A 22,812-nucleotide genomic window follows, 5' to 3' on the forward strand; every position below is an offset into this window, starting at 1 on the left:
GTCCCCCCGACGCAGCCGCCCCCGATGGCCGGCCCGGCACGGGCGCGGCAGTCTCGCCGCCGCGCGCCGCCCGTGCCATCCTCGCCGCGGACCGAATCCCTGCCCGGCACCGACGGCACAGCTGCGGCGCCGGGACGGTCGAACCCTGTCCGCGACGTTTCCGGGGACACCATGCCGCCGATCGCTCTCCTCAGCCGCGGGCCGTGTCCGTTCCTGTCGGGCTTCGACCTCGCCGACGCGACGCTGCCCGACCTGCGCCTCCGGGTCGCCCTGTCCCCGGGCGGGCCGCGTCTGCCGGTGCTGCTCCTGCACGGTCATCCGCAGACCCACGCCACCTGGCACGCGGTGGCGCCCCGGCTTCGGGAGGCCGGCCATCCGGTGGTCGCCCCCGACCTGCGCGGCTACGGCGACTCGGATCGACCGGACTCGACGGCCGATCACGCCCCCTACGCCAAGCGGGCCATGGCGGCCGATGCCGTCGCGCTGATGCACGCCTGCGGCTACGAGCGCTTCGCGGTCGTCGGGCACGATCGGGGCGGCCGCGTCGCGCATCGCCTGGCCCTCGACCACCCCGCCGCGGTGGACCGCCTCGCCGTCCTCGACATCGCCCCGACGCTGACGATGTACGCCTTCACCGACCGGGCCTTCGCGACCCGGTACTTCTGGTGGTTCTTCCTGATCCAGCCGGCGCCCCTGCCCGAGCGGATGATCGGCGCCGACCCGGAGGCCTATCTGCGCCATCACCTCGCGGGCCAGAGCCGGACGCCCGGGATCCCGAGCGAGGCGATGATCCGGGAATATCTGCGCTGCTACCGCGCGCCCGGCAGCCTCCATGCGATCTGCGAGGATTACCGCGCCGCGGCCGGGATCGACCTCGACCACGATGCCGCCGACGCCGCCGCCGGACGCCGGGTCACCGCGCCGCTCCTCGCCCTCTGGGGGGCGCAGGGCACGGTCGGCGAACTCTACGACGTCGCCGCCACCTGGCGCGAGACGGCCGACCGGGTGGAGGGGCACGCCCTCCCCTGCGGACACCTGCTGCAGGAGGAGGCACCGGACCTGGTGCTGGACCACCTGCGTCCCTTCCTGGGCTGAGGGCCTGTCCTCGCGACGCGACGGGGACTCCCGAGCGACTCGCGGTCGCGCCCGGATCGGCCGGCCCGGAACGGCGGTTACCCCTGCCGTAAGGCGAGGAGAGCCCGATGGCGAGACCGACCGATCTGCGCGATCCCCCCGCCTGGCTGGGGCATCCGCATCCCCGCGTCGAGGGCGGCGCCAAGGTCACGGGTACGGCGGTCTACGCCTCCGACACCCGCCTGCCGGGTCTGGCCCACGCCGCCCTGGTCACCAGCACCATCCCGCGCGGACGGATCACCGGCTTCGACCTCGCCGCCGCGCAGGCGGTCCCGGGGTGCCTGCGCATCTTCACCCATCGGGATTTCGCTGGCGCGATCCGGCCGGTGAAGCACCTGATGGCCGGGGGCTACGCCAACAGCGGGCACCTGCCGCTGGGATCGGACGCGGTCGCGTATGCCGGTCAGATCGTCGCCCTGGTGGTGGCGGAGACCGTCGAGGCGGCCCGCGCGGCGGCAGCCCGCACGCGGGTGCACTACGCGGCCGAGGCCTTCGCCGACGGATTCGACGCGCCCGGGGCCGAGGTCGTGTGCCTCGCCGACCTGAAGCCGGAGCACCACGACCCCCGGATCGGCGACGCCGACGACGCCCTGGCGCGGGCCGACGTCGCCGTGTCCGCCCGCTACGCGACGCCGATCCAGCACCACAACCCGATCGAACTGTTCACCACCACCTGCACCTGGGACGGCCCGCGCCTCACGGTCCACGAGCCGTCGCGCTACATCGGCGCGGTCCGGCACGGGCTCGCCGCGCAGCTCGGCCTCGATCCGGCTGACATCCGGGTGGTCTCGGGCCTGATCGGCGGCCATTTCGGTGCGAAGCTCGCCCTGGCGCAGTACACGGCCCCGGTCGCCCTGGCGGCCCGCGCCCTCGGGCGGCCGGTATCCCTGGTCGCGAGCCGCCGGGATGGCTTCACCATCGCCAACTACCGTCCGGAAAGCCGGCACGATATCCGCCTCGGGGCGAGCGCCGACGGGCGCTTCACCGCCCTCGTGCACGAGGCGGCGGTCATCGCCTCGCGCTTCGATCCCTTCGCCATGGAGGGCACCGACGTCACCGCGAGCCTCTATGCCTGCCCGGCCGTCCGCACCGACGAGCGCGCCGTGCGGGTCGACCGCAACACCCCCGGGCCGATGCGGGCGCCGCCCGAGGTGCCCTACCTCTTCGCCCTGGAGAGCGCCGTCGACGAGATGGCGGTCGCCCTCGGGATCGACCCGATCGCCCTGCGCCGTCGCAACGACACGGCCGCCGACCCGATCTCCGGGAAGCCGTTCTCCTCGCGCCCGCTGATGGCCTGCTTCGAGGCCGGCGCGGAGGCCTTCGGCTGGGCGACGCGCGATCCGGAACCGGGGCGGATGCGCGACGGCCCCTGGCGGATCGGGCTCGGCTGCGCCGCCTCGGCCCGGCCGGTGAAGATTTCCCCCGCCACGATGCGGATCCACCTCGGGGCCGATGGCCGCGCCACCGTCGCCACCGCCCATCACGAGATCGGCAACGGGATCACGACGCTGCTCGCCCTCGGGGCCGCCGAGTGGCTCGGCACCACGCCCGAGGCCGTCACGGTCTCCCTGGGCGATACGGCGCTGCCGGCGGCCGGGCTCTCGGGTGGCTCCGCCACCACGACCAGCCTGCTCCACACCCTGGCACAGGGCTGCGAGTCCCTCCGGGCCCGCCTGGCGCAGGCCGCGATCGGATCCGGTCCCCTGGCCGGAGCCGATCCCGCCACGCTGCGCCCGCATGCGGGCGATCTCGTCGCCCCGGACGGGCGGACCTGTCCGCTGGCGGCGCTCGTCGCGGGCCTCGACCCGAACGGGATCGAGACGGTGGCGGCCTTCACCCCCGAGGGGTCGGGGCCGGAAGCCCTGGAGGCGATCGGATCGGGCCGGATGGCCCTCGGGACCGGCGCCGGCGGCAAGGCCGTGTCCTGGGCCCTCGGCGCCCAGTTCGCGCGGGTGCTGGTCCACGACGAGACCGGCGAGATCCGGGTGCCGCGCCTCCTCGGCGCCTTCGCGGCCGGCCGCGTCCTCAACCCGTTGACCGCCCGGAGTCAGCTCACCGGCGGGATGATCTGGGGGCTCGGCTCGGCGCTTTTGGAGGAGACGATCCTCGACCGCGGCCATTACCGCAACGCGGATTTGGCCGAGTACCTCGTCGCCACTGCCGCGGACGCGCCGGAGGTCGAGGCCCTGCTCGTGCCGGACCCGGACGACGGCGTGAATCCCCTCGGCCTCAAGGGCCTCGGGGAGCTCGGGATCATCGGCGTCAACGCCGCGATCGCCAACGCGGTGTTCCACGCCACGGGCCGCCGGATCCGGTCCCTGCCGATCCGGGTCGAGGACATGCTGTGACCGATCGCGGGCCCCTTCGGCCGATCCTCGTCCGGGGCTGACGCGGTCGTGATCGCGTCGCCCGGCCCGGGCACTCCGGCCGGCACGCTCTCGAAGCGTGGCCGCCCTGGACGCCCGCCCGCCGATCCTGTCTGATCGACCCGACAGAGGAGGAGCGCGTCATGTCCGACGACCGGGACGATCAGGGCCGGCTCACGCGTGCGGCGAGCTTCGTCTTCCTTCACACCGAGCACGCGATCTACGCGGCGCTCGGAATCCTCCTCGCCCTGACCGCCCTCGTCGCCCTGATCGACGCCACCGCGCTGACCTGGGAAGCCGTGCGCCACCTGGGCGGGGCCGATCAGATCCTGGAGGTGGTCGACCGGCTGCTGTTCCTGCTGATGCTGATCGAGATCCTGCACACGGTGCGGGTGTCGATGCGCTCGGGCAAGCTGACCTGCGAGCCCTTCCTCATCGTCGGCCTCATCGCCTCGATCCGACGGGTCCTCGTCATCACCCTGCAATCGTCGGAGATCACCCACGCCAAGGACTGGTCGCCGGAGAAGCAGGCGCTGTTCCAGGCCTCGATGATCGAGCTCGGCGTTCTCGCCGGCCTGATCCTCACGATGGTGTTCGCCATCTTCATGCTCCACCGCGCCCGGGACGACGGCAAGCCGGCGGGCGAGGAATCGGCCGAGCACGCGGGTTCCTGACGGAGCGGGACGCCGTCACCGGGGCCCCGGAACGCGAACAAGCCCGGCGAGCCGGGCTTGCGCGGTGCCGCGATCGCCCGCGATCCGGTCCTAGAGGCGGTAGCGGATCTGGTCGGTCCAGAAGCGCTCCAGGCGGCTGAGCGCCGTGTTGAGGCGGCCGAAATCGTCGTCCGAGATGCCGCCGATCGGCTGGATGGTGCGGGCGTGCTTGTCGTAGAGGCTCTGGATGATGTCGTGGACCTGACGGCCCTTGTCGGTGAGGCTGATGCGGACCGAGCGGCGGTCGGTCTTCGACCGGGCATGGTGCAGGTAGCCGGCCTCGACGAGCTTCTTGACGTTGTAGGAGACGTTCGAGCCCAGATAGTAGCCCTTGGTGCGCAGCTCGCTCGCGGTGAGCTCCTTGTCGCCGATGTTGTAGAGCAGCAGCGCCTGGACGCTGTTGACGTCCTCGCGGTCGCGACGCTCGAACTCGTCCTTGATCACGTCGAGGAGGCGGCGGTGCAGGCGCTCGACGAGGTGCAGAGCCTCAAGATACGAGCCGTGGGCCGGGACGGTCTCGGGAGCGGTTTCTGTCTTGCTAACCTTGGCAGCCTGGGACTTCATCGTGGGCCTCTTCAGATCTCTGTGCTTCAGGGCCGGTGTTCTTCGCCACCGCTCATGAAGCCAACCTAGGAGTCGCAGATGAAAGACGGTTTAAGCGATAGGATGAATTTGCGATTTACCTCTCTGGGTAAATGCAAGATGAAGCGAACGTCGTAACCCGACGTTTACCGGATTTCCCGCGCCGCCAGGAAAGACAAGATAAAATACAACGCAATAATCCCGGCCTGTATTGCCAGGTAGACGGGCACTATTGGCAGGAGCTGCGGGGTCAGGACCGCCAGGGTGAGCGCGCTGGTGGCGGCCAGCAGCCAGACCACACCGCCCCAGGCGCTGGTGAGCCAGAGGCCCACCGCGGCCATCGGATCGATCACCGCGAAGTAGACGATCACGCTCTGGCGCCCGAGCGTCTCCGATTCGAAGGGGCGTCCGCCGGGCAGGATGTCGAGGATGCCGGCCCAGGTGGCGACGGCCTTCGCGAGCCAGAACAGGGCGGTGAGGCGCATGAACCAGACCAGCACCACGTCCCAGCCGGTCTGCGGCACCTGGGGCGCACGCTCGATCCGGTCGGCACCCCCGTCCTGATTGCGTCCGCGGATTTCGCGGGAGCCGGGGACCTTGGTCAATCCGCGCACGCCGGACCTCTTCTCATGACTCGGACGATCCGGTGAAGGACGGCTCCGGCCCGCCCGTGGCTGCGAAGGCCGCGGCGATCGTCGCGGGGTCGACGGCGTCCAGGGTGGCGGGATCCCAGGCGGGCGCGCCGTCCTTGTCGATGACGGCCGCGCGCACGCCCTCGAAGAAGTCGTGGCCGCGCATCAGGGCGCTGACCATCCGGTATTCCGTGAGCATCGCCTCGGGAAAGCTCAGGCCCGCTCCGCGGCGCATCTGCTCGCGCACCAGAACCAGGCTGGTCGGCGAGCGCGTGCGCATCAGGGCGGCGGCCTCAGTGGCGAAGGGTGCGCCGTCCGCATCGAGGCGCGCCAGGATCTCCGCGACGGTGTCGGCGCAGAAGCACGCGTCGATGCAGGCCCGTGCCGCGACCAGGGGCCCGGGCTCGGGCACCGGCCGCGCATGGGCGCCGAGCACCGCCGCGATCGGCGCGCCGGAGGCCAGATCGTCGACGATCCCGTCGAAATCCCCCGCCGCGGCGTGGTGGGTGGCCAGACCCACCGCGTGGGCGTCGCCCGGTCCGATGCGGGCGCCGGTCAGGGCGAGGTAGGTTCCCGTAGATCCCGGCAGGCGCGGCAGCACGAAGGTCATGCCGACATCGGGAAACAGGCCGATCCCGACTTCCGGCATGGCGAAGCTGTAGCTTTCCGACGAGACCCGATGGCTGCCATGGACGGAGAGGCCGTTGCCGCCGCCCATGACCAGGCCCTCGATCAGGCTGACCACAGGCTTGGCGAACCGCTTGACGGTGGCGTCGAGGCCGTACTCGGCGCGCCAGAAGGCATCGACCGACGCGTGCGCGCCGGCCTTGGCGAGGGCATAGATCTGGCGGATGTCCCCGCCGGCGCAGAAGGCGCGCCCGCCCCGGCCGCGCAGCACCACCCGCGTCACCGCCGCGTCGCCGGCCCAGATGTCCAGCTGCGCCTGCATCGCCCCGAGCATCGCCAGGGACAGGGCGTTCAGGGCGCGCGGCCGGTTCAACGTCACGAGGCCCACCGCCCCGCGCCGCTCGAACAGGATCTCCGCTTCGCCCGTCTCCGCCATGGGTCCTCCCGCCAGGGATGAGTCCTCCCGCCTGGATCGCCTGCTTAGACGAGGTTTTGGCGCTTGGCGTCAATCGGAGGGGCGTTTCCGGAGGCCCTTGCGCTGTGCGCGTGGCGCAGGCCTGCCGTGGACGAAGATCAGTTATCCCTGCGTCGGCATCACGGGTTTCGGAGGCTTTTCCGGATGTGTTAGGCCCGTGCTCGCCCGCCCCGGCCAAGGCCGCTCCCGGTCACGGCCCGGGGCGAAAACCATCGAGTTCGCCCACGATGACCAACGAACCAGCGACCCCGCGTCCCCTGGCGGTCGAGACGGCCCAGGAGGCCGCTCGCCCGGCCCCGCTCGGCATCACCCAGCGCCCGCGCCGAAACCGCAAGGCCGAATGGTCGCGCCGCCTCGTGCGCGAGAATACCCTCACGGTCGATGACCTGATCTGGCCGCTCTTCGTGATCGAGGGGTCGGGCCGGCGCGAGCCCATCGCGTCGATGCCGGGCGTCGAGCGCCTCAGCGTCGACGAGATCGTGCGGGACGCCGAGAAGGCCGCCCGCGCGGGCATCCCGGCGATCTCGTTCTTTCCCTACACCGAGCCCAGCCTGCGCGATCCCACCGGTTCGGAATCGCTCAACCCCGACAACCTCGTCTGCCGGGCGGTGCGGGCGGTGAAGCGGGCGGTGCCCGAGCTCGGGATCATGACCGACGTCGCCCTCGATCCCTATACCAGCCACGGCCATGACGGCCTGCTGGAGGACGGCGCCATCCTCAACGACGAGACCGTGGCTCTCCTGGTCGAGCAGAGTCTGATCCAGGCCGAAGCCGGCACCGACATCATCGCGCCCTCCGACATGATGGATGGGCGCGTCGGCGCGATCCGGGCCGGCCTCGACCGGGCCGGGTTTCGAGACGTTCAGATCATGGCCTACGCGGCCAAGTACGCCAGCGCCTTCTACGGCCCGTTCCGGGACGCCATCGGCACCCAGGCGGCTCTGGTCGGCGACAAGCGCACCTACCAGATGGACCCGGGCAATTCCGACGAGGCCATCCGGGAGGTCGCCCTCGACATCGCGGAGGGCGCCGATTCGGTGATGGTGAAGCCCGGCCTGCCCTATCTCGACATCATCCGCCGGGTGAAGGACGAATTCGCCGTGCCGACCTTCGCCTATCAGGTCTCGGGCGAGTACGCGATGATCGAGGCCGCCGCCCGCAACGGCTGGCTCGACGGCGAGCGCGCCATGGTCGAGAGCCTGCTGGCCTTCAAGCGCGCGGGCGCCGACGGCGTGCTCACCTACTATGCCCTGCGGGTCGCCGAGCGGCTGCGCGCCGGCGCGTGAGCCCCGGACCGGCCGCGCGCGGGCTCCGCATCGCGCTCGCCGCCGGCGTCGCCCTCCTCGGCCTCGCCGGCTGCGAGAGTTCGGTCGATCGTCAGCGCGCCATGATCTGCCGGCGGGTCGTGCCCGCGCTCGCGCCCCCCGAGACCGCGGTGAAGCTCCTGCGCATCGGCGCGGGCGCGACACCGGACGAGCTCCGGGTCGACTACGCGGTGGCGGGGCGGCCCGGCCAGGCCGCGCGTCAGCGCTGGGTCACCTGCCGTTTCGGTCCCGGTGCGGAACTCCTCGGCCTCGCCACCGAGGCCGGACCGGTCAACGGGGCGCGCCTGTTCCTGTTGCGCCACTACTATCTCGAGACCCCCGAGGCCGCCGCCGCGGACCCGGGCGGCCAGCCGGTGCCGGCCGGCCGCCCGCCCCCGTGAAACCGCGGGGCCACGGCGATCTCGCGGCGCATGCCCGAGTTTCGTCCTGGCGTCTCTCGTCCGTGAGTCTCACGTCCTTGAGTCTCCTGTCCTTGAGTCTCCTGGGGCGCACGCCCATCTCTCGCCTCAGAACGCCGCCGCTCCGTCCGCGAGCGCGATTCAGGAGCGCCCCATGCGCGAGACGCAAAGCCCCTACGCCGATCGCTTTCAGACCGGCTACGCCCCCCAGGTCCCGGTGCCCTATGTCCGGGGCAGCTTGGGCGCGCGCTTCCTCGCCTATCTCCTCGACATCCTGTTCATCTTCGGATTCACCGCCCTCCTCACCCTGCTGATCACGGTGATCGGCGTCCTTACCTTCGGGCTGGGCTGGACCCTGTTCGCGATCCTGCCGGCGAGCGGCATCCTCTACAGCGCGATCACGGTCGGCGGCCCGGCCCAGAGCACCTGGGGCATGCGGATGATGGGCCTGCGCGTCGTCGCTCCGGAGAGCGGCGCGCGCGTGGACTACCTCACCGCCGCGATCCACGCGCTGCTGTTCTACGTGGCCGTGGCCTCGGCCTTCCTGCTCTGGGTGCTGGATGTCGGCATCGGCCTGGTGCGGGCCGATCGCCGCCTCGGTCACGACCTGATCCTCGGCCTCGCGGTGGTGCGGGCCGGCTGACGCAATCGCCTCCGGCGACGCGTCGCCGCACGTCTTCGACCACGCGGCCGCTCTCGGCCTGACAGCACGATCCCGGTTTCGCACGAAATCGTCGCGGAACCCTCCCAGGGAGTTGAGCCGGCCCGCGTTGCGGATACACTCAAGTCTCGGGGTGCGCGGTGCGCACCCGGCACGCGGCGAGCGACAGACAAGCGTGACGAGCCATTCCCGGGACACCCCGCAATTCTACCTGACGGCGCCCTCCCCGTGCCCCTACCTGCCGGGCCAGGAGGAGCGGAAGGTCTTCACCCACCTGGTGGGGCGCCGCGCCCGCGACCTCAACGAGATCCTGACGCAGGGGGGCTTCCGCCGCTCGCAGACCATCGCCTACCGGCCGGCCTGCGAATCCTGCCGGGCCTGCATCTCGGTGCGGGTGGTGGTCTCCGATTTCCGTCCCTCGGCCAGCCAGCGCCGCATCCTCCAGCGCAGCGCCGACCTCGTGGGCAATCCCGAGCCCAACCGTCCCGCTTCGGAGCAGTACGCCCTGTTCCGGCGCTACCTCGACGCCCGCCACGGCGACGGCGGCATGGTCGACATGACCGTGCTCGACTACGCCATGATGATCGAGGACAGCCACGTCGACACCCACCTGGTGAACTATCGCCGGCGCGGGCCCGACACCGCGATCAACGGGCGCGGCATCGGACCCACCGTCGCCCTCTGCCTGACCGACGTTCTCGCGGACGGCCTGTCGATGGTCTACTCGTTCTACGATCCGGCCGAGGCGCACCGCTCGCTCGGCACCTACATGATCCTCGACCACATCCGCCGCGCCGCCGATCTCGGCCTGCCCTACCTCTATCTCGGCTACTGGGTCGAGGGCTCGCGCAAGATGGACTACAAGGCCCGCTTCACGCCGCAGGAGCGCCTGATGGGCCCCGGCTGGCAGCGGGTGGAGTAGCGCCACCCGCCGCGCGTGACCCTCAGAACTTGGCGATGATCTGCGCCCGGATCGTGCGCGGCGCGCCCGGCGTGAGGTTCTGGTTGTTGTCGGCGGTGTAGATGTAGCGCCGGTCGAACAGGTTCTCGATGTTCACCTGGGCCCGGACCGACTCGCTGACCTGGTAGAACAGCCCCAAATCGAAGCGCGTGTAGCTCGGCAGACGCACGGTGTCGTCCGAGGTGGCGAAGGTGTGGGTCTGGTGGATCACCCCGATGCCGATGCCGAATTCGGGCGTGAGGTCGAATTTATTCCAGAGGGAGACGCTGTTGAACGGCACCAGCCCGACGGTGTTGCCCTTCACGATCGTGGACGAGACGGCACTTTCGATGCGGGCATCGGTGAAGGCGTAGCCGCCGGCGATCTGCCACCAGTCGGTGAGGTAGCCGTTGGCGCCGATCTCGGCGCCTTGCGTGTTGGTCCTGCCCGACAGGAGGAAGAAGCCCGCATTGTTCGGGTCGGGCAGCCGCTGGTTGGTGCGGTCGAGATTGTACAGGGCGCCGGTGACCTGGAAGGTCGGCGTCACGTCGTATTTCACGCCCACTTCAAGGTTCTGGAAGCCCTCCGGCCTGGCGATGACGAGGCCGGGCGTGAACGCGCCGATCTGGTCGCCCGAGGACGGCAGGTAGGACACGCTGTAGCTGCCGTAGAAGGCGAGTTTCGCCAGCGGCTTGATCACGAGGCCGGCGCGGGGCGAGACGAGGTTGTCGACGCGCTCGTTGGTCAGGCCCGTGGCCCGGCCCCGCGCGGAGAAGTCGAAATAGTCGTAGCGCAGGCCGCCGACGATCTGGACGTACTCGTTGAGGTCGATCTGGTCCTGGGCATAGGCCGCGGCCAGGCCGAGGTCGTAGCGGACGTTGGCATCCGTGGTGCCGTTGTTGCGGAAGGTCACCGGTGCCCGGGAGATCGGCGACATCGGGTTCACGACCACGCTGGTGACGAGGCTGTCGCCCACCCGGGAGAAGCCCGTCTCCCGGAAGGCGAGGCCTTCCTGGTAGCCGAGCTCGAAACCGGCGAGCAGCGTGTGCTTCACGTCGCCGGTGAGGAACTTGTAGGTGAAGTCGTTCTGGCTGAAGTAGTTGGTCCGGTTGGTCTCGCTGCGGTAGATCGTGATCGGCACCTGCGTGCCGGCGGCGTTGACCGGCGCGGCCGGCAGGGAATTCGAGTAGAAGCGGTTGTAGTCGGCGAAGCGCAGCTGGTTGCGCATCTGCACGCCGGACTCGAACGTGTGATCGAGGGTCGCCGTGGCGATGTTGGCATCGACCGCCGTCCGGTTCACGGTCGGGTTGCCGAAGAAGGTGCGGGTGTTGTTGCGGTAGTTGTACGGCCGGCCGTTCTGCGAGGGGATGCCGCGATCCGGGAAGCGGTCGTCGTGGAAGAACTCGTAGGAGAGCTTCAGGGTGGTGGCCGGGCCGAGCAGGAAAGTCATCGTCGGATTGATGCCGTAGCGCTGCAGCTTCCCGAATTGCCGGTAGGTCTCGCTGTCCTCGAACACGCCGTTGAGGCGGAAGAACACGCTGTCGCTGATGCGGTCGCCGACATCGAGCGCCACGCGCTTCTGGTTGAACTGACCGCCGCCGGCCACGATCTCGCGCACCCGCAGGCCGTCGGCCTCCTTGAGGACGCGGTTGATCACGCCGCCGCCGCCGCCGCGCCCGAAGATCAGCGAATCCGGGCCCTTGAGCACCTCGATCCGCTCGATGTTGTACAGGTCGCGGAAGTACTGGACGTCGTCGCGCACGCCGTTGACGAAGAAGTCCGCGTTGGTCTTCTGGCCGCGGATGACAACCTCGTCGCGGTTGTTCTCGCCCTGGGCCGGAATCACGCCCGGCACGTAGCGCAGCTGCTCGGTAAGGTTCTGGACGTTCTGGTCCCGGATCTGCTGGCGGCTTACCACCGTGATCGATTGCGGGGTGTCGAGGAGCGGCGTGTCGGTCTTGGTTGCGCTGCGGGTGGCGCGGGTGACGTAGCCGACCGTGTTGCCCGGCAGGCCCTCGACGCTGAGCTGATCCAGGGTGACGGTCGTTCCGTCGCGCGGCCCGACCGGCTGGGCCTGGGCGATGGCCGTGAGGGCCGTTCCGCACAGGAGGGGTGCGATCAGTCGTAATCCTGCTGTCGTGCTCATCGGTTTATCGCCCGCCTGTAGTTCGTCTGTGCTTGAGAGTTCGCCCGTTAAGCAGTTGCAGGGCGTCTTTGTCCCTTGGGGCGAGCCTATTTTTCAAGCAAGAGGCGACGGCGCTCGTTTAGGGCTTCATCTTTTTCAATCGTTCTTAGAACCCCTGGAAACAAAGCGGCAACATCCTCTTCGCACTGCGCAATCCCTGCGCGGTTCGCAAACTTGGAACGACTCCGAAAACGGCTGATCCGACAGGGCTGTCCCTTTTCTGCCACGGGCTTAAGGGGCGTCGGACGCGTGCCGCGATCGGATCGGGGGCATCGGCAGGGTTCTGCGCCAGCGCCGCCGGGCCTTGGCTCGTGTCTGCGGCGGCCGTGACGCTCCGATTCGCTGCGCTTCGCGCGGGACGGCGTCGGCGGCGGCTGGGGGCCCGCGTTGAGCGCGGTCGCCGCCCATGCTAGGCGCGCCTGATCCCGTTGCCCCTTTTTCCGACGCGTTGACCGAGGCGCCCGCATGATCCCCCGCTACAGCCGCCCCGAGATGACCGCGATCTGGTCGCCCGAATCGCGTTTCCGGATCTGGTTCGAGATCGAGGCCCACGCGACGACCGCGCTGGCCGAGATCGGCGTCGTCCCGAAGCAGGCCGCCGACGCGATCTGGGAGAAGGGCCGCGACGCGGTCTTCGACGTGGCCCGCATCGACGCCATCGAGGCGGTGACGAAGCACGACGTCATCGCGTTCCTGACGCACCTGGCCGAGATCGTCGGCCCCGAGGCGCGCTTCGTCCACCAGGGCATGACCTCGTCGGACGTGCTCGACACCTGCCTCAACGTCCAGCTCGTGCGCGCCGCCGACCTGCTGATCAAGGATGTCGACGCCCTGCTCGCCGCCCTCAAGCGCCGGGCCTTCGAGCACAGGATGACGCCGACCATCGGCCGCTCGCACGGCATCCACGCCGAGCCGGTCACCTTCGGCCTGAAGCTGGCGCAAGCCTACGCGGAGTTCGAGCGCAACCGCGCCCGCCTCGTCGCCGCGCGGGAGGAAATCGCCACCTGCGCCATCTCGGGCGCCGTCGGCACCTTCGCCAACATCGATCCGCGGGTTGAGGCCTACGTCGCCGAGGCCATGGGCCTGACGCCGGAGCCGGTCTCGACCCAGGTCATCCCGCGCGACCGCCACGCGATGTTCTTCGCCATCCTGGGCGTGGTCGCCTCCTCGGTGGAGCGCCTCTCCATCGAGGTGCGCCACCTGCAGCGCACGGAGGTGCTGGAAGCGGAGGAGTTCTTCTCGGAAGGGCAGAAGGGCTCCTCGGCCATGCCGCACAAGCGCAACCCCGTGCTCACCGAGAACCTCACGGGTCTCGCCCGCATGGTGCGCGCCTACGCCCTACCCGCCATGGAGAACGTCGCCCTCTGGCACGAGCGCGACATCTCGCATTCCTCGGTGGAGCGCATGATCGGGCCGGACGCCACCGTCACCCTCGACTTCGCGCTGGCGCGTCTCACCGGCGTCGTCGACAAGCTGCTGATCTACCCCGAGACCATGCAGCGCAATCTCGACAAGCTCGGCGGCCTCGTCCACTCGCAGCGGGTGCTGCTGGCCCTGACCCAGGCCGGCGTCTCCCGCGAGGACGCCTACCGCTTGGTCCAGCGCAACGCGATGCCGGTCTGGCGCGGCGAGGGCGACTTCCTCACGCTCCTCAAGGCCGATGCCGACGTCACCGCGGCTCTGAGCCCGGAGCAGATCGAGGAGTGCTTCGATCTCGGCTACCACTTCAAGCACGTGGACACGATCTTCGCCCGGGTGTTCGGCGCAAGCTGAGCTCCGCACGAATCCTGCTTGCCCCGACCCGCCCCACCCGGACCGAAGAGGTAACCCCGTGTCCCAGGCCCGCATCGTCTACCTGAACGGCGACTTCCTGCCCTTCGCCGAGGCGCGCGTGCCGATCATGGACCGGGGCTTCCTCTTCGCCGACGGGATCTACGAGGTCTCGGCGGTGCTCGACGGTCGCCTCGTGGACAACGAGGCGCATCTGGCCCGCCTCGACCGCTCGCTGGGCGAGATCGACATCGCCAACCCGCACAGCCTGGCCGAGTGGATCGGCCTGCAGACCGCGCTCATCGCCCGCAACGGGCTGACCGAGGGACTGGTCTACATGCAGGTCACGCGCGGCGTGTACGAGCGCGATTTCGCCTATCCCCCCGCCGGCACCGCGCCCACGGTGATGATGTTCACCCAGGCCAAGACCGTGGCGGCCAACCCGCTCGCCGAGACCGGCGCCAAGATCATCACCGTGCCGGACCTGCGCTGGAAGCGCCGGGACATCAAGTCGGTGGCCCTCCTGGCCCAGGTGCTGGCCAAGCAGCAGGCCGCCGCCGCCGGCGTCGCCGAGGCCTGGATGGTCGAGGACGACGCGGTCACCGAGGGTTCGTCCTCGACCGCGTTCATCGTCACGAAAGGCGGCGCCCTCGTCACGCGGCCACTCTCCACGGCGCTCCTGCCCGGCATCACCCGCAAGGCAGTGCTGCGCCTCGCCGAGGAGTCCGGCCTCGCCCTCGAGGAGCGCCTGTTCAGCGTCGCCGAGGCCCTGGCGGCGTCCGAGGCCTTCTACACCAGCGCCTCGGCCTTCGTGATGCCGGTGGTCTCCATCGACGGCCACGCCGTTGGCGAGGGCCGCCCCGGCCCGCACACCCGGCGCCTGCGCGAACTCTACATCGGCATGGCGCGCGAGAGCGTTTGAGGCGCACGGACAGGACCTGCGAAAGCGCGTGAGACCTGTCCGGTCGATCCGGGCGAAAGCAGAGGGCTGCGGACTCAAACGAAGACCGACCGAGTATCTTCCTCTCGCCTGTGCGGGAGAGAGTGGCCCGCGAAGCGGGTCAGAAGGGGGGGAGACCTCTTCGGATGCGGCGCGCCCCTATCCCGGTTACTGCAAGACCACCCTCCCCTGCAGAGGGGCGAGGGAGAAATCCGCGGCACAAGCCCCTTCCCGAAGCCCCTTCCCGAAGCTCCTTCCCGAAGCCCCTTCCCGAAGCCCCTTCCCGAAGCCCTCGCCCGAAGCCCTCGCCCGAAGGCATCCCAGGACCATCGTCCCATCACGGGACCGATGGGACAGGAACGCTTCGGCGTGCGGCCTGTTCTCCCTGAAACCCCGCATCCGAGACAGGGAGACCCTATGCGCTCGATCCTCACCCTCGCGGTCGGCTTCGGCCTGATCGCCGGCACGGCCTTCGCGCAGTCCCCCGACGCGCCGCTGAAAGGCCGGGACACCGATCCGGCCCTGCCGCCGCCGAACCAAACCATTCCCGACAAGATCCGTCCCCCCGAGGGAACGGCCGACCAGGGCACCTCCGCCGACAAGGGCACGCTGAGCGACAGGCTCGAGAAGAGCGATGGCGTCATCAAGCCGCCGGGCAATGCGGCCCCCGGCATGGTGGTGACCCCGCCCGACCCGAACCCCGGCTCGATGCCGGTGATCAAGCCCGGCGACCTGCCCGGCCGCCAGCCCGGGACCGAGGCCCGCTAGACCTCCCGCTCGGCGGGGAGGCCGACTGGGCGACATACCTGCTCATCGGGCGGCGAACCGGCCCCTTGCTTGATTTCCGCGCACGGATCGCGGAAAGACCCGAGGACAGCGAAAGCGGTCCGCCCGTCAGGTCGGACCGCTTTCGCGCGGGTTACGGCACAGGTCTTCAGTGAATGGCAAACGTCGTCGTCGTAGGCGCCCAGTGGGGTGACGAAGGCAAGGGCAAGATCGTCGACTGGCTCTCCGAGCAGGCCGACGTCGTGGTCCGCTTCCAGGGCGGCCACAATGCCGGCCACACGCTCGTGATCGACGGGGTGACGTACAAGCTCGCGCTGCTGCCGTCGGGCGTGGTGCGGGGCGGCAAGCTGTCGGTGATCGGCAACGGCGTCGTGGTCGATCCGTGGCACCTCGTGGACGAGATCGCCCGGCTCCAGGCCCAGGGCGTCGAGATCTCGCCCCGGACCCTGCGCATCGCCGACAACGCGACCCTGATCCTCCCGCTGCACCGCGAGCTCGACCACTTTCGCGAGACGTCGAACGCCGGGCTCAAGATCGGCACGACGAAGCGCGGCATCGGACCGGCCTACGAGGACAAGGTCGGCCGCCGGGCCATCCGAGTCGTCGACCTCGCCGACGAGTCGACTCTCGAGGCGAAGATCGAGCGGGTGCTCACCCATCACAACGCCCTGCGCCGGGGCCTCGGCATCGCCGAGGTGGACGCGGGAGCCCTGCTCTCCGAGCTGAAGGCGATCGCCCCGACGATCCTGCCCTATGCCGACACGGTCTGGAAGCTCCTCGACGACGAGCGCCGCGCTGGCAAGCGCATCCTGTTCGAGGGCGCGCAGGGCGCGCTGCTCGACGTCGACCACGGCACCTATCCGTTCGTGACCTCCTCGAACATCGTGGCCGCGCAGGCCGCCACCGGCTCCGGCATGGGCCCCTCGGCCATCGGCTACGTGCTCGGCATCGCCAAGGCCTACACCACCCGGGTCGGCGAGGGTCCGTTCCCCACCGAGCTGTTCGACGAGATCGGCGAAACCATCGGCGCCAAGGGCCGCGAGTTCGGCGTCAACACCGGGCGCAAGCGCCGCTGCGGCTGGTTCGACGCCGTGCTGGTGCGCCAGACCGTCCGCACCTCGGGCATCGACGGCATCGCCCTGACCAAGCTCGACATCCTCGACGGCTTCGAGTCGATCAAGGTCTGCACCGGCTACCGCCTCGACGGACAGGTGGTGGACCACCTCCCCGCCAATCAGGCGGCGCAGGCCAAGGTGGAGCCGATCTACGAGACCATCGAGGGCTGGTCAGGCACCACGGCCGGGGCCCGCTCCTGGGCCGACCTGCCGGCCCAGGCGATCAAGTACGTGCGCCGGATCGAAGAGTTGATCGGCGCACCGGTGGCGTTGCTCTCGACCTCCCCGGAGCGCAACGACACCATTCTCATGCACAACCCCTTTGAGGACTAGGGCGGTTTCCGCTTGATGGGCGCGCGGCCGCGTGGGGATGATGCCCCTGACGGACCCGCGGTGGTCGGCCGGCTCCGCCCGTCCGCGGGACGGCGGGACGAGGCGGCGGGTCGGTCGCCGGTGAGAAGGCGGATCTGAGGCACGATGGCCGACTATTATCCCCTGCTGGCACGGGCGCTCGACGCGATGCCCGACCGCTCCCCGGCCCTGCGCCAGGCCGTCTACGAGCGCGCGCGGGGTGCGCTGATCGGTCAGCTCCGCTCCCTCGATCCGCCCCTGTCCGAGGACGACATCGACCTCGAGCGCAACGCCCTCGAGGCCGCCATCCTGCGCCTGGAGCGCGACCACGGGGGCGTCGCCCCGTCGCCGCCCGAGCCGGCGCCGCCGCCCGAGCCGCCCGCCCCCGAGCCGGACTCCCTCCGGCCGCCTCCCCCGGCCAACGATCTCACCGATCTGCCCGAGCCGTTCCCGCCCGAGCCGTCTGGGTCCGAGCCGGTTCCGCCGGAGGCGACCCTGCCGCCCGCACCGCCGCCGAATCTCGGCGTGCCGGCCGCCGGACCGCCCGTGTCGGCCCAGCCCGAACCGGGTCCGCCGGTGTCCGTTCCGCCGGCGCCTGAGCCGGTGCAGCCGGTCGCCGTTTCGCCGCCGACGCCGCGCGACGGCGCCGGTCCGTCGGCCGAAAGCGGCGCCGACACGATCCCGCCGCCGGTCCGCATCCAGGCCCGCAAGGCGAAGAGCCCGCCCTTCATGGCTGCCGAGGGGGCGGACGAGGCGTCCGCGCCGACCCCGCCCCCGCAGGAGGACGGCAGCGACGTGCCGCCCCCGGATGTCGGCCAGCGCCAGCGTCCGCGCATCGAGGTGGTCGGGCCGCGGCACGGGCGCTCGCGCCTCCTGCGCAACGTGCTCGTCGGCAGCATCCTGATCGCGGTGATCGGGCTGATCGCGGTGGCCGCCTTCCTCCTGCGCGACAGGCCGGCCGACCTTCAACCGATCGCCACCGAGCAGCAGGACGCGGCCCCGGAGGGCGCCGATTCGAAGTTCGCCGACCGGGTCGGCGGCGACGCCGCGCCGGCCGAGCGCGCCGCGCCGGCCCGGCGTGCCACGCCCGCGCCAACGCCGTCTTCGACGCCGGCCGCCCCGACCCAGGCCCAGCCGGACCTCGCGGTCACCCAGCGCGCGGTGCTCTACGAGGAGAACATGGGCGGCGGCGCCAACGCCACGCCCACCACCACCCAGGGCCGGGTGGTCTGGCGCCTCGACACCGTCCCGGGCGAGCAGGGCCAGCAGCTGGAGACCGTCGTGCGGGCCACGGCCGACTTCCCGGAGGCCGGGCTGACCCTCGCGATGACCGTGCGCCGCAACCTCGACGCGACCCTCCCGGCCTCTCACACCATCGAGCTCGCCTTCACGCCGAGCGGCCCCACGGCCGCCCGCCACAACGTCCAGGATATCGGCCTGCTCCAGGGCAAGGACGACGAAGGCGCCCGCGGCTCCCCCGTGGCCGGCCTGCCGGTGCGGGTCCGCGAAAACCTGTTCCTCATCGGGCTCTCGTCGCTGCCGAACGACATCGAGCGCAACACCGACATCCTGCTGCACAAGAACTGGTTCGACATCACGCTGAAGTTCGCCGCCGGCCCCCGCGGGATCATCGCCTTCGAGAAGGGCACCGCCGGAACCCAGGTCCTGCAAAGCGCCTTCGATCAGTGGCGCTAGGGCGTTTCGCGCCGCGGATCACGCGCGCGGAAGCTCTCGTCAGCGACCGCGCATCGGGCCCGGAACGCAAAACGGCCCCCCGGCACGATGTCCGGGGGGCCGTTCTCCTGTCGGCGAAGGCGGTCTCAAGAACTCAGGCGTGAGCCTCGACGCGCGGGGCCTCGCGGGTGGCGAGGTTGCGCTTGACCGCCTCCTGGATCTTCTCGAAGGCGCGGACCTCGATCTGACGGACGCGCTCGCGCGAGACGCCGAACTCGCCGGAGAGATCCTCCAGGGTGATCGGGTCGTCGGCGAGGCGGCGTGCCTCGAAGATGCGCCGCTCGCGCGGATTGAGCACCGAGAGCGCGTCGCGCAGGGCCGAGAGGCGGTTCTGCCCCTCTTCCTCGCGGGCGAGCACGGTCTCCTGGCTCGGGCTGTTGTCCACCAGCCAGTCCTGCCACTCGCCCTCGCCCTCCTCGCGCAGGGGCGCGTTGAGGGAGGTGTCGCCCGAGAGGCGGCGGTTCATGTCGACCACCTCCTGCTCGGGCACGCCGAGCTTGGTGGCGATCTGGGCGACCTGGTCCGGCTTGAGGTCGCCCTCGTCGAGGGCCGAGATCCGGCCCTTGGCCTTGCGCAGGTTGAAGAACAGCTTCTTCTGGTTGGCGGTGGTGCCCATCTTCACGAGCGACCACGAGCGCAGGATGTATTCCTGGATCGCCGCCTTGATCCACCACATGGCGTAGGTGGCCAGCCGGAAGCCCTTGTCCGGCTCGAAGCGCTTGACCGCCTGCATCAGGCCGACATTGCCCTCGGACACGACCTCGCCGATGGGCAGGCCGTAGCCGCGATAGCCCATGGCGATTTTGGCGACGAGACGCAGGTGGGACGTGACGAGCCGATGGGCGGCGTTGCGGTCGCCCTTCTCGCGCCAGTCCTTGGCAAGCGTGAACTCCTCGTTCGGCTCGAGCATCGGGAACTTGCGGATCTCGTCGAGGTAGCGTGAGAGGCCACCTTCGGTGGCGAGCACTGGCAATGCGCCGGCCATGATCTTACCTCCTTGAAAGGACCCCCTGAGGGCGGTCCGAAGCGAACCGCCGCTCCCTTGAGCCGACCGTTCGATTCCCCAAGTCTAGCGGGAAACCGGCGGGAACGGAAAGGCGGCGCGTGGGACGCGTCCGGCATCAACGCACGGGATCCCGCTTGGGTCTCTGATGACACGAATGGCCGCAGCCCGCCGTGTCCTGGCGCACGCCCGCGCGGTCTCGCGCAGTCTTGACTGTGTCTGCGGCGCTACGCCCCGGCCCGCAGCGCGGTGACGAGGGCCTGGAGGTCCGCGGGCAGCGGGCTCTCGAAATGCAGGGTGTCGCCCGTGCGCGGATGGGCAAAGCCCAGGACGCTGGCGTGCAGCGCCTGCCGGCCCAGGGTGCCGAGGGCGGCGCGCGCCGCCGGGCCGAGCCGGCCTGCCTTGGTCTTGAAGGCCCCGCCATAGACCGCGTCGCCCAGCAGGGGGTGGCCGCGATGGCTGAGATGCACGCGGATCTGATGCGTGCGCCCCGTCTCCAGCGAGCAGCGCACCAGCGCCACCGGCGCCTCGGCCCCCAGCACCGCCTCGACCCGGTAATGCGTGATGGCGTGCCGGCCGCCCTCCCCGCGCACCACCGCGATCTTCTCCCGGTTGCGCACGCTGCGGGCGAGGTTCGCCGCGATGGTCCCGGCCCGGGGCTCGGGCACGCCCCAGGCCAGGGCGAGGTAGGCCCGCTCCAGGGGGCCGGTGCGGCCGTGGTCGGCGAACTGCGCCGTGAGCCCCGCATGGGCCAGATCGTTCTTGGCTACCACCAGCAGGCCGCTGGTGTCCTTGTCGATGCGGTGGACGATGCCCGGCCGGCGCACGCCGCCGATCCCCGACAGGCTCTCGCCGCAATGGGCGATGAGGCCGTTCACCAGGGTCCCCGACTCGTGGCCCGGCGCCGGGTGGACGACGAGGCCGGCCGGCTTGTCGATGACGATGAGGTCGTCGTCCTCGTACACGATGGCGAGGTCGAGGGCCTGCGCCACGGGTTCCGGCGCCACCGCCGCCGGGATCACCACGGCGAGCTCGGCCCCGGGGCCGACCTTCGCGGAGGGGTCGCGGCTGACGGCGCCGTCCCGGCACACCTGCCCGGCGCGGATGAGATCCTGCAGGCGCGAGCGCGAGACATCCGGAAAGGCCCGGGCCAGGGCCCGGTCCAGGCGCTCCGTCGCGGCGTCCTCGGGAAGCGTCGCGCGGCGGTCTTCGAGTCCCGGCAAGGGGCCATCCTTCGATTTAAAAATGTCGCGTGCGGGCCGACCGGGCGATTTCAGCCCTTGTCGTGCCGCGCGACCCTCGCTATACGATCGCCCATCGGCCGGGAAGCACGGATCGCCGCAGCGATCACCGAGTGCCTCCCTCCGGTCCGCGCCCATCGTCTAGCGGTTAGGACAGGTCCCTCTCACGGATCAGACCGGGGTTCGATTCCCCGTGGGCGCGCCAAGCACTCCTCCTCGACATTCCGAAACATGCCGGCTGTCCCAAGCCTTCGCGCGCGGTCGGTTCCCGTCAATTCGAATGCGGGGCCTGCGCGCCGAGGCCATGGGCGGCCATGGCGTTGAGGCAATGGGCCGGAATCCGCCGGATGGCGCGCGTCTCCGCCTCCGCGTCCATGCGCAGGTAGGCGGCGTCGAACTCGGCGAAGGCGGACAGGGCGGCGAGGTCGGGAATGGTGAGGCGCCGGTCCCGGAGTCCGATGCGCCCGTTGCCGCGCAGATCCTGCAGCACCCGGTTGACGTGGACGTTCGAGAGGCCGGTCGCGTCCGCGAGATCGGCCTGGGTCACGGGCAGCGCGCAGCTGGTCCCGGTCGTCCGCCCCACCCGCTGCTGGCGGACATAGAGTTCGCAGAAGAGGTGGGCGATCCGCTTGACGCCCGGCTGGCAGCCGAGATTGACCATCCATTCGCGCAGGGTCGCTTCGTCCACGAGCGTGCTGAGGCTCAGGGCGCAGGCCAAGGCCGGGACGGTATCCAGGATCTCCGCGACGGTCTCGGCTGCGAGGTGAACCGCCTTGCAGGGCGACAGGGTGACGATGCTGTGGTCCATCCGCTCCAGGAGGGAGACATCCAGCGCGCAGAGGTCACCGGGCAGCAGGAACGCCAGGATCTGACGGCGGCCGCTCGCCCGCGCCTTCTGGCGGCACGCCATCCCGTCCAGGATCAGCCAGAGACCGTCCGGCTTGTCGCCCTCGCGCACCAGGGGCGTGTGCGCTTCGAGGCTGCGCCGCTCCGCGCTGATCCGCTCCAGAATCGCCCGGTCTGCCTCCGATAATTCCACGAAGCTTTCGAGCTTTCGCGTGAAGGGATTGGGCAAACGTGGGGGCGAATTGTCCGTCCGGGTCATGCAGTTTTCACCCACGCCTTCCGGCCGATGACAGCACTTACGTAGATCTTAATTTTGTAAATGTTAGCGGTCGAATGTGAAGTCTTCAATCGGGTATTGGGAAATGTCGAAAACCGGACATTTCGTCCAGCGTGAAAAGGCTACGGGCAAACACTGGGCACCCCCGAGCACTGCGAAATTCCGGATCGATCCCGCGGCATTGCGAACCGTCCTCGTCGCCGGCGCGGCCTGGACGCGGTTCGAATCCCGGGGGGACCGCGGCCAGGAGCTTCGGAGTAACGGGAGCGTCGGAGGATCGAGCGCGCCATTCCGCTGCCGCCGGGCGTCGGACGAGACAGGGCCCTTGCCCGGCCGCGATAGGACAAGCTGTCCGGCTGACGGCCGCGCCCGCGCCATGCCATGAGCGGGCATGATCCGGATCATCAAGCACATCCTCGTCGAGCCCACGGCGGACCAGCTGCCGCGCCTGCGACGGATTCAGGCGGCGGTCCTCGCCCGGTTTCCGGACGCCACCACGGAGATCGTCCCCGGCCTGCTCGACGATGACCTCGTCGTCGAGGTGCGGCTTCCGCTCCTCTACCTGATGGCATGGCGCGGCGCCCGGGACGCCTGGGGCGACTTTCGCCAGGCCGGGGACGGGACGCCGCCCGATCATGTCGGGGCGGCGCGCGACGCCGGGCCGGATTGACGCGTCGCGGGTGGAGAGCGCCATCCCCAGCGCGTTTTCAC

20 protein-coding genes and 1 tRNA gene are annotated in these 22,812 nt (G+C 70.4%); 14 read left to right on the forward strand and 7 right to left on the reverse strand.

The window, feature by feature from the left end; genetic code table 11:
* Window positions 1-171 precede the first annotated feature (171 nt).
* The 3 genes from ASG51_RS09485 (at window position 172) to ASG51_RS09495 (ending at window position 4,174) form a co-directional block, all read left to right on the forward strand.
* Window positions 172-1,095 carry an alpha/beta hydrolase gene (locus tag ASG51_RS09485; RefSeq protein ID WP_056380441.1) on the forward strand — a complete coding sequence of 308 codons (924 nt, stop codon included), beginning with the start codon at window positions 172-174 and terminating at the stop codon, window positions 1,093-1,095.
* A gap of 107 nt (window positions 1,096-1,202) precedes the next feature.
* Complete coding sequence (locus tag ASG51_RS09490) at window positions 1,203-3,482, forward strand: xanthine dehydrogenase family protein molybdopterin-binding subunit (RefSeq protein WP_056380442.1); 2,280 nt, start codon at window positions 1,203-1,205, stop codon at window positions 3,480-3,482.
* Window positions 3,483-3,643: 161 nt separating this feature from the next.
* Complete coding sequence (locus ASG51_RS09495; RefSeq protein ID WP_056274646.1) at window positions 3,644-4,174, forward strand: phosphate-starvation-inducible PsiE family protein; 531 nt, start codon at window positions 3,644-3,646, stop codon at window positions 4,172-4,174.
* A 90-nt stretch (window positions 4,175-4,264) separates the two neighbouring features.
* Here ASG51_RS09495 and ASG51_RS09500 read toward each other — a convergent pair whose 3' ends face one another.
* From ASG51_RS09500 to ASG51_RS09510, 3 genes are all read right to left on the reverse strand, one after another.
* Window positions 4,265-4,777, reverse strand: a complete 513-nt coding sequence (locus ASG51_RS09500) for a winged helix DNA-binding protein (RefSeq protein ID WP_056213676.1) — start codon at window positions 4,775-4,777, stop codon at window positions 4,265-4,267.
* Window positions 4,778-4,941: 164 nt separating this feature from the next.
* Window positions 4,942-5,409 (reverse strand): DUF6163 family protein, encoded by a 468-nt coding sequence (locus tag ASG51_RS09505; RefSeq protein WP_056274644.1) that lies wholly within the window; start codon window positions 5,407-5,409, stop codon window positions 4,942-4,944.
* Window positions 5,410-5,422: 13 nt separating this feature from the next.
* The gene (locus ASG51_RS09510) at window positions 5,423-6,490 is read right to left on the reverse strand and encodes an enoyl-CoA hydratase/isomerase family protein (RefSeq protein ID WP_056213680.1); all 1,068 of its coding nucleotides are present in this window, start codon (window positions 6,488-6,490) and stop codon (window positions 5,423-5,425) included.
* Window positions 6,491-6,756: 266 nt separating this feature from the next.
* Between ASG51_RS09510 and hemB the strand changes: the two genes are divergently transcribed.
* From hemB to ASG51_RS09530, 4 genes are all read left to right on the forward strand, one after another.
* Window positions 6,757-7,815 carry a porphobilinogen synthase gene (hemB, locus tag ASG51_RS09515; protein WP_056274641.1) on the forward strand — a complete coding sequence of 353 codons (1,059 nt, stop codon included), beginning with the start codon at window positions 6,757-6,759 and terminating at the stop codon, window positions 7,813-7,815.
* A complete protein-coding gene (locus ASG51_RS09520) occupies window positions 7,812-8,234 on the forward strand; it encodes a hypothetical protein (RefSeq protein ID WP_056380444.1) in 423 nt (140 codons plus the stop codon). Before hemB ends, ASG51_RS09520 begins: the two co-directional genes overlap by 4 nt.
* A gap of 172 nt (window positions 8,235-8,406) precedes the next feature.
* The gene (locus ASG51_RS09525) at window positions 8,407-8,895 is read left to right on the forward strand and encodes an RDD family protein (RefSeq protein WP_056274637.1); all 489 of its coding nucleotides are present in this window, start codon (window positions 8,407-8,409) and stop codon (window positions 8,893-8,895) included.
* A gap of 193 nt (window positions 8,896-9,088) precedes the next feature.
* The gene (locus ASG51_RS09530) at window positions 9,089-9,835 is read left to right on the forward strand and encodes an arginyltransferase (protein WP_056380447.1); all 747 of its coding nucleotides are present in this window, start codon (window positions 9,089-9,091) and stop codon (window positions 9,833-9,835) included.
* 22 nt (window positions 9,836-9,857) lie between these two features.
* Here ASG51_RS09530 and ASG51_RS09535 read toward each other — a convergent pair whose 3' ends face one another.
* Entirely contained in the window at window positions 9,858-11,999 is a 2,142-nt protein-coding gene (locus tag ASG51_RS09535; protein ID WP_056380449.1) for a TonB-dependent siderophore receptor, read from the reverse strand.
* Window positions 12,000-12,503: 504 nt separating this feature from the next.
* Between ASG51_RS09535 and purB the strand changes: the two genes are divergently transcribed.
* From purB to ASG51_RS09565, 5 genes are all read left to right on the forward strand, one after another.
* Window positions 12,504-13,811, forward strand: coding sequence for an adenylosuccinate lyase (purB, locus tag ASG51_RS09540; protein WP_056380451.1), 1,308 nt, complete (start codon window positions 12,504-12,506; stop codon window positions 13,809-13,811).
* A 58-nt stretch (window positions 13,812-13,869) separates the two neighbouring features.
* Window positions 13,870-14,730, forward strand: a complete 861-nt coding sequence (locus tag ASG51_RS09545; RefSeq protein ID WP_056213696.1) for a D-amino-acid transaminase — start codon at window positions 13,870-13,872, stop codon at window positions 14,728-14,730.
* A 435-nt stretch (window positions 14,731-15,165) separates the two neighbouring features.
* Window positions 15,166-15,516, forward strand: a complete 351-nt coding sequence (locus ASG51_RS09555) for a hypothetical protein (RefSeq protein WP_056380455.1) — start codon at window positions 15,166-15,168, stop codon at window positions 15,514-15,516.
* Window positions 15,517-15,689: 173 nt separating this feature from the next.
* Window positions 15,690-16,982 carry an adenylosuccinate synthase gene (locus ASG51_RS09560; RefSeq protein ID WP_056213701.1) on the forward strand — a complete coding sequence of 431 codons (1,293 nt, stop codon included), beginning with the start codon at window positions 15,690-15,692 and terminating at the stop codon, window positions 16,980-16,982.
* A gap of 144 nt (window positions 16,983-17,126) precedes the next feature.
* Window positions 17,127-18,695, forward strand: coding sequence for a hypothetical protein (locus ASG51_RS09565; protein WP_056380456.1), 1,569 nt, complete (start codon window positions 17,127-17,129; stop codon window positions 18,693-18,695).
* Window positions 18,696-18,828: 133 nt separating this feature from the next.
* Here the strand turns inward: ASG51_RS09565 and rpoH are convergent, their stop codons facing one another.
* Together rpoH and ASG51_RS09575 are read right to left on the reverse strand one after the other, a co-directional pair.
* Window positions 18,829-19,719 (reverse strand): RNA polymerase sigma factor RpoH, encoded by an 891-nt coding sequence (gene rpoH, locus ASG51_RS09570; protein WP_056213706.1) that lies wholly within the window; start codon window positions 19,717-19,719, stop codon window positions 18,829-18,831.
* 245 nt (window positions 19,720-19,964) lie between these two features.
* Window positions 19,965-20,960 carry an RluA family pseudouridine synthase gene (locus ASG51_RS09575; protein WP_056380458.1) on the reverse strand — a complete coding sequence of 332 codons (996 nt, stop codon included), beginning with the start codon at window positions 20,958-20,960 and terminating at the stop codon, window positions 19,965-19,967.
* Between the two features lie 148 nt (window positions 20,961-21,108).
* Between ASG51_RS09575 and ASG51_RS09580 the strand changes: the two genes are divergently transcribed.
* Window positions 21,109-21,183: transfer RNA gene (locus tag ASG51_RS09580), tRNA-Glu, on the forward strand.
* Window positions 21,184-21,249: 66 nt separating this feature from the next.
* Here ASG51_RS09580 and ASG51_RS09585 read toward each other — a convergent pair.
* Window positions 21,250-22,017, reverse strand: a complete 768-nt coding sequence (locus ASG51_RS09585) for a Crp/Fnr family transcriptional regulator (RefSeq protein WP_244472664.1) — start codon at window positions 22,015-22,017, stop codon at window positions 21,250-21,252.
* Between the two features lie 475 nt (window positions 22,018-22,492).
* Between ASG51_RS09585 and ASG51_RS09590 the strand changes: the two genes are divergently transcribed.
* On the forward strand, window positions 22,493-22,771 hold the full coding sequence (locus tag ASG51_RS09590) for a hypothetical protein (RefSeq protein WP_056380460.1): 279 nt from the start codon (window positions 22,493-22,495) through the stop codon (window positions 22,769-22,771).
* Window positions 22,772-22,812: the final 41 nt, after the last annotated feature.

The sequence above is a fragment of the Methylobacterium sp. Leaf465 genome (assembly GCF_001424705.1).
Classification (GTDB): Bacteria; Pseudomonadota; Alphaproteobacteria; order Rhizobiales; family Beijerinckiaceae; genus Methylobacterium.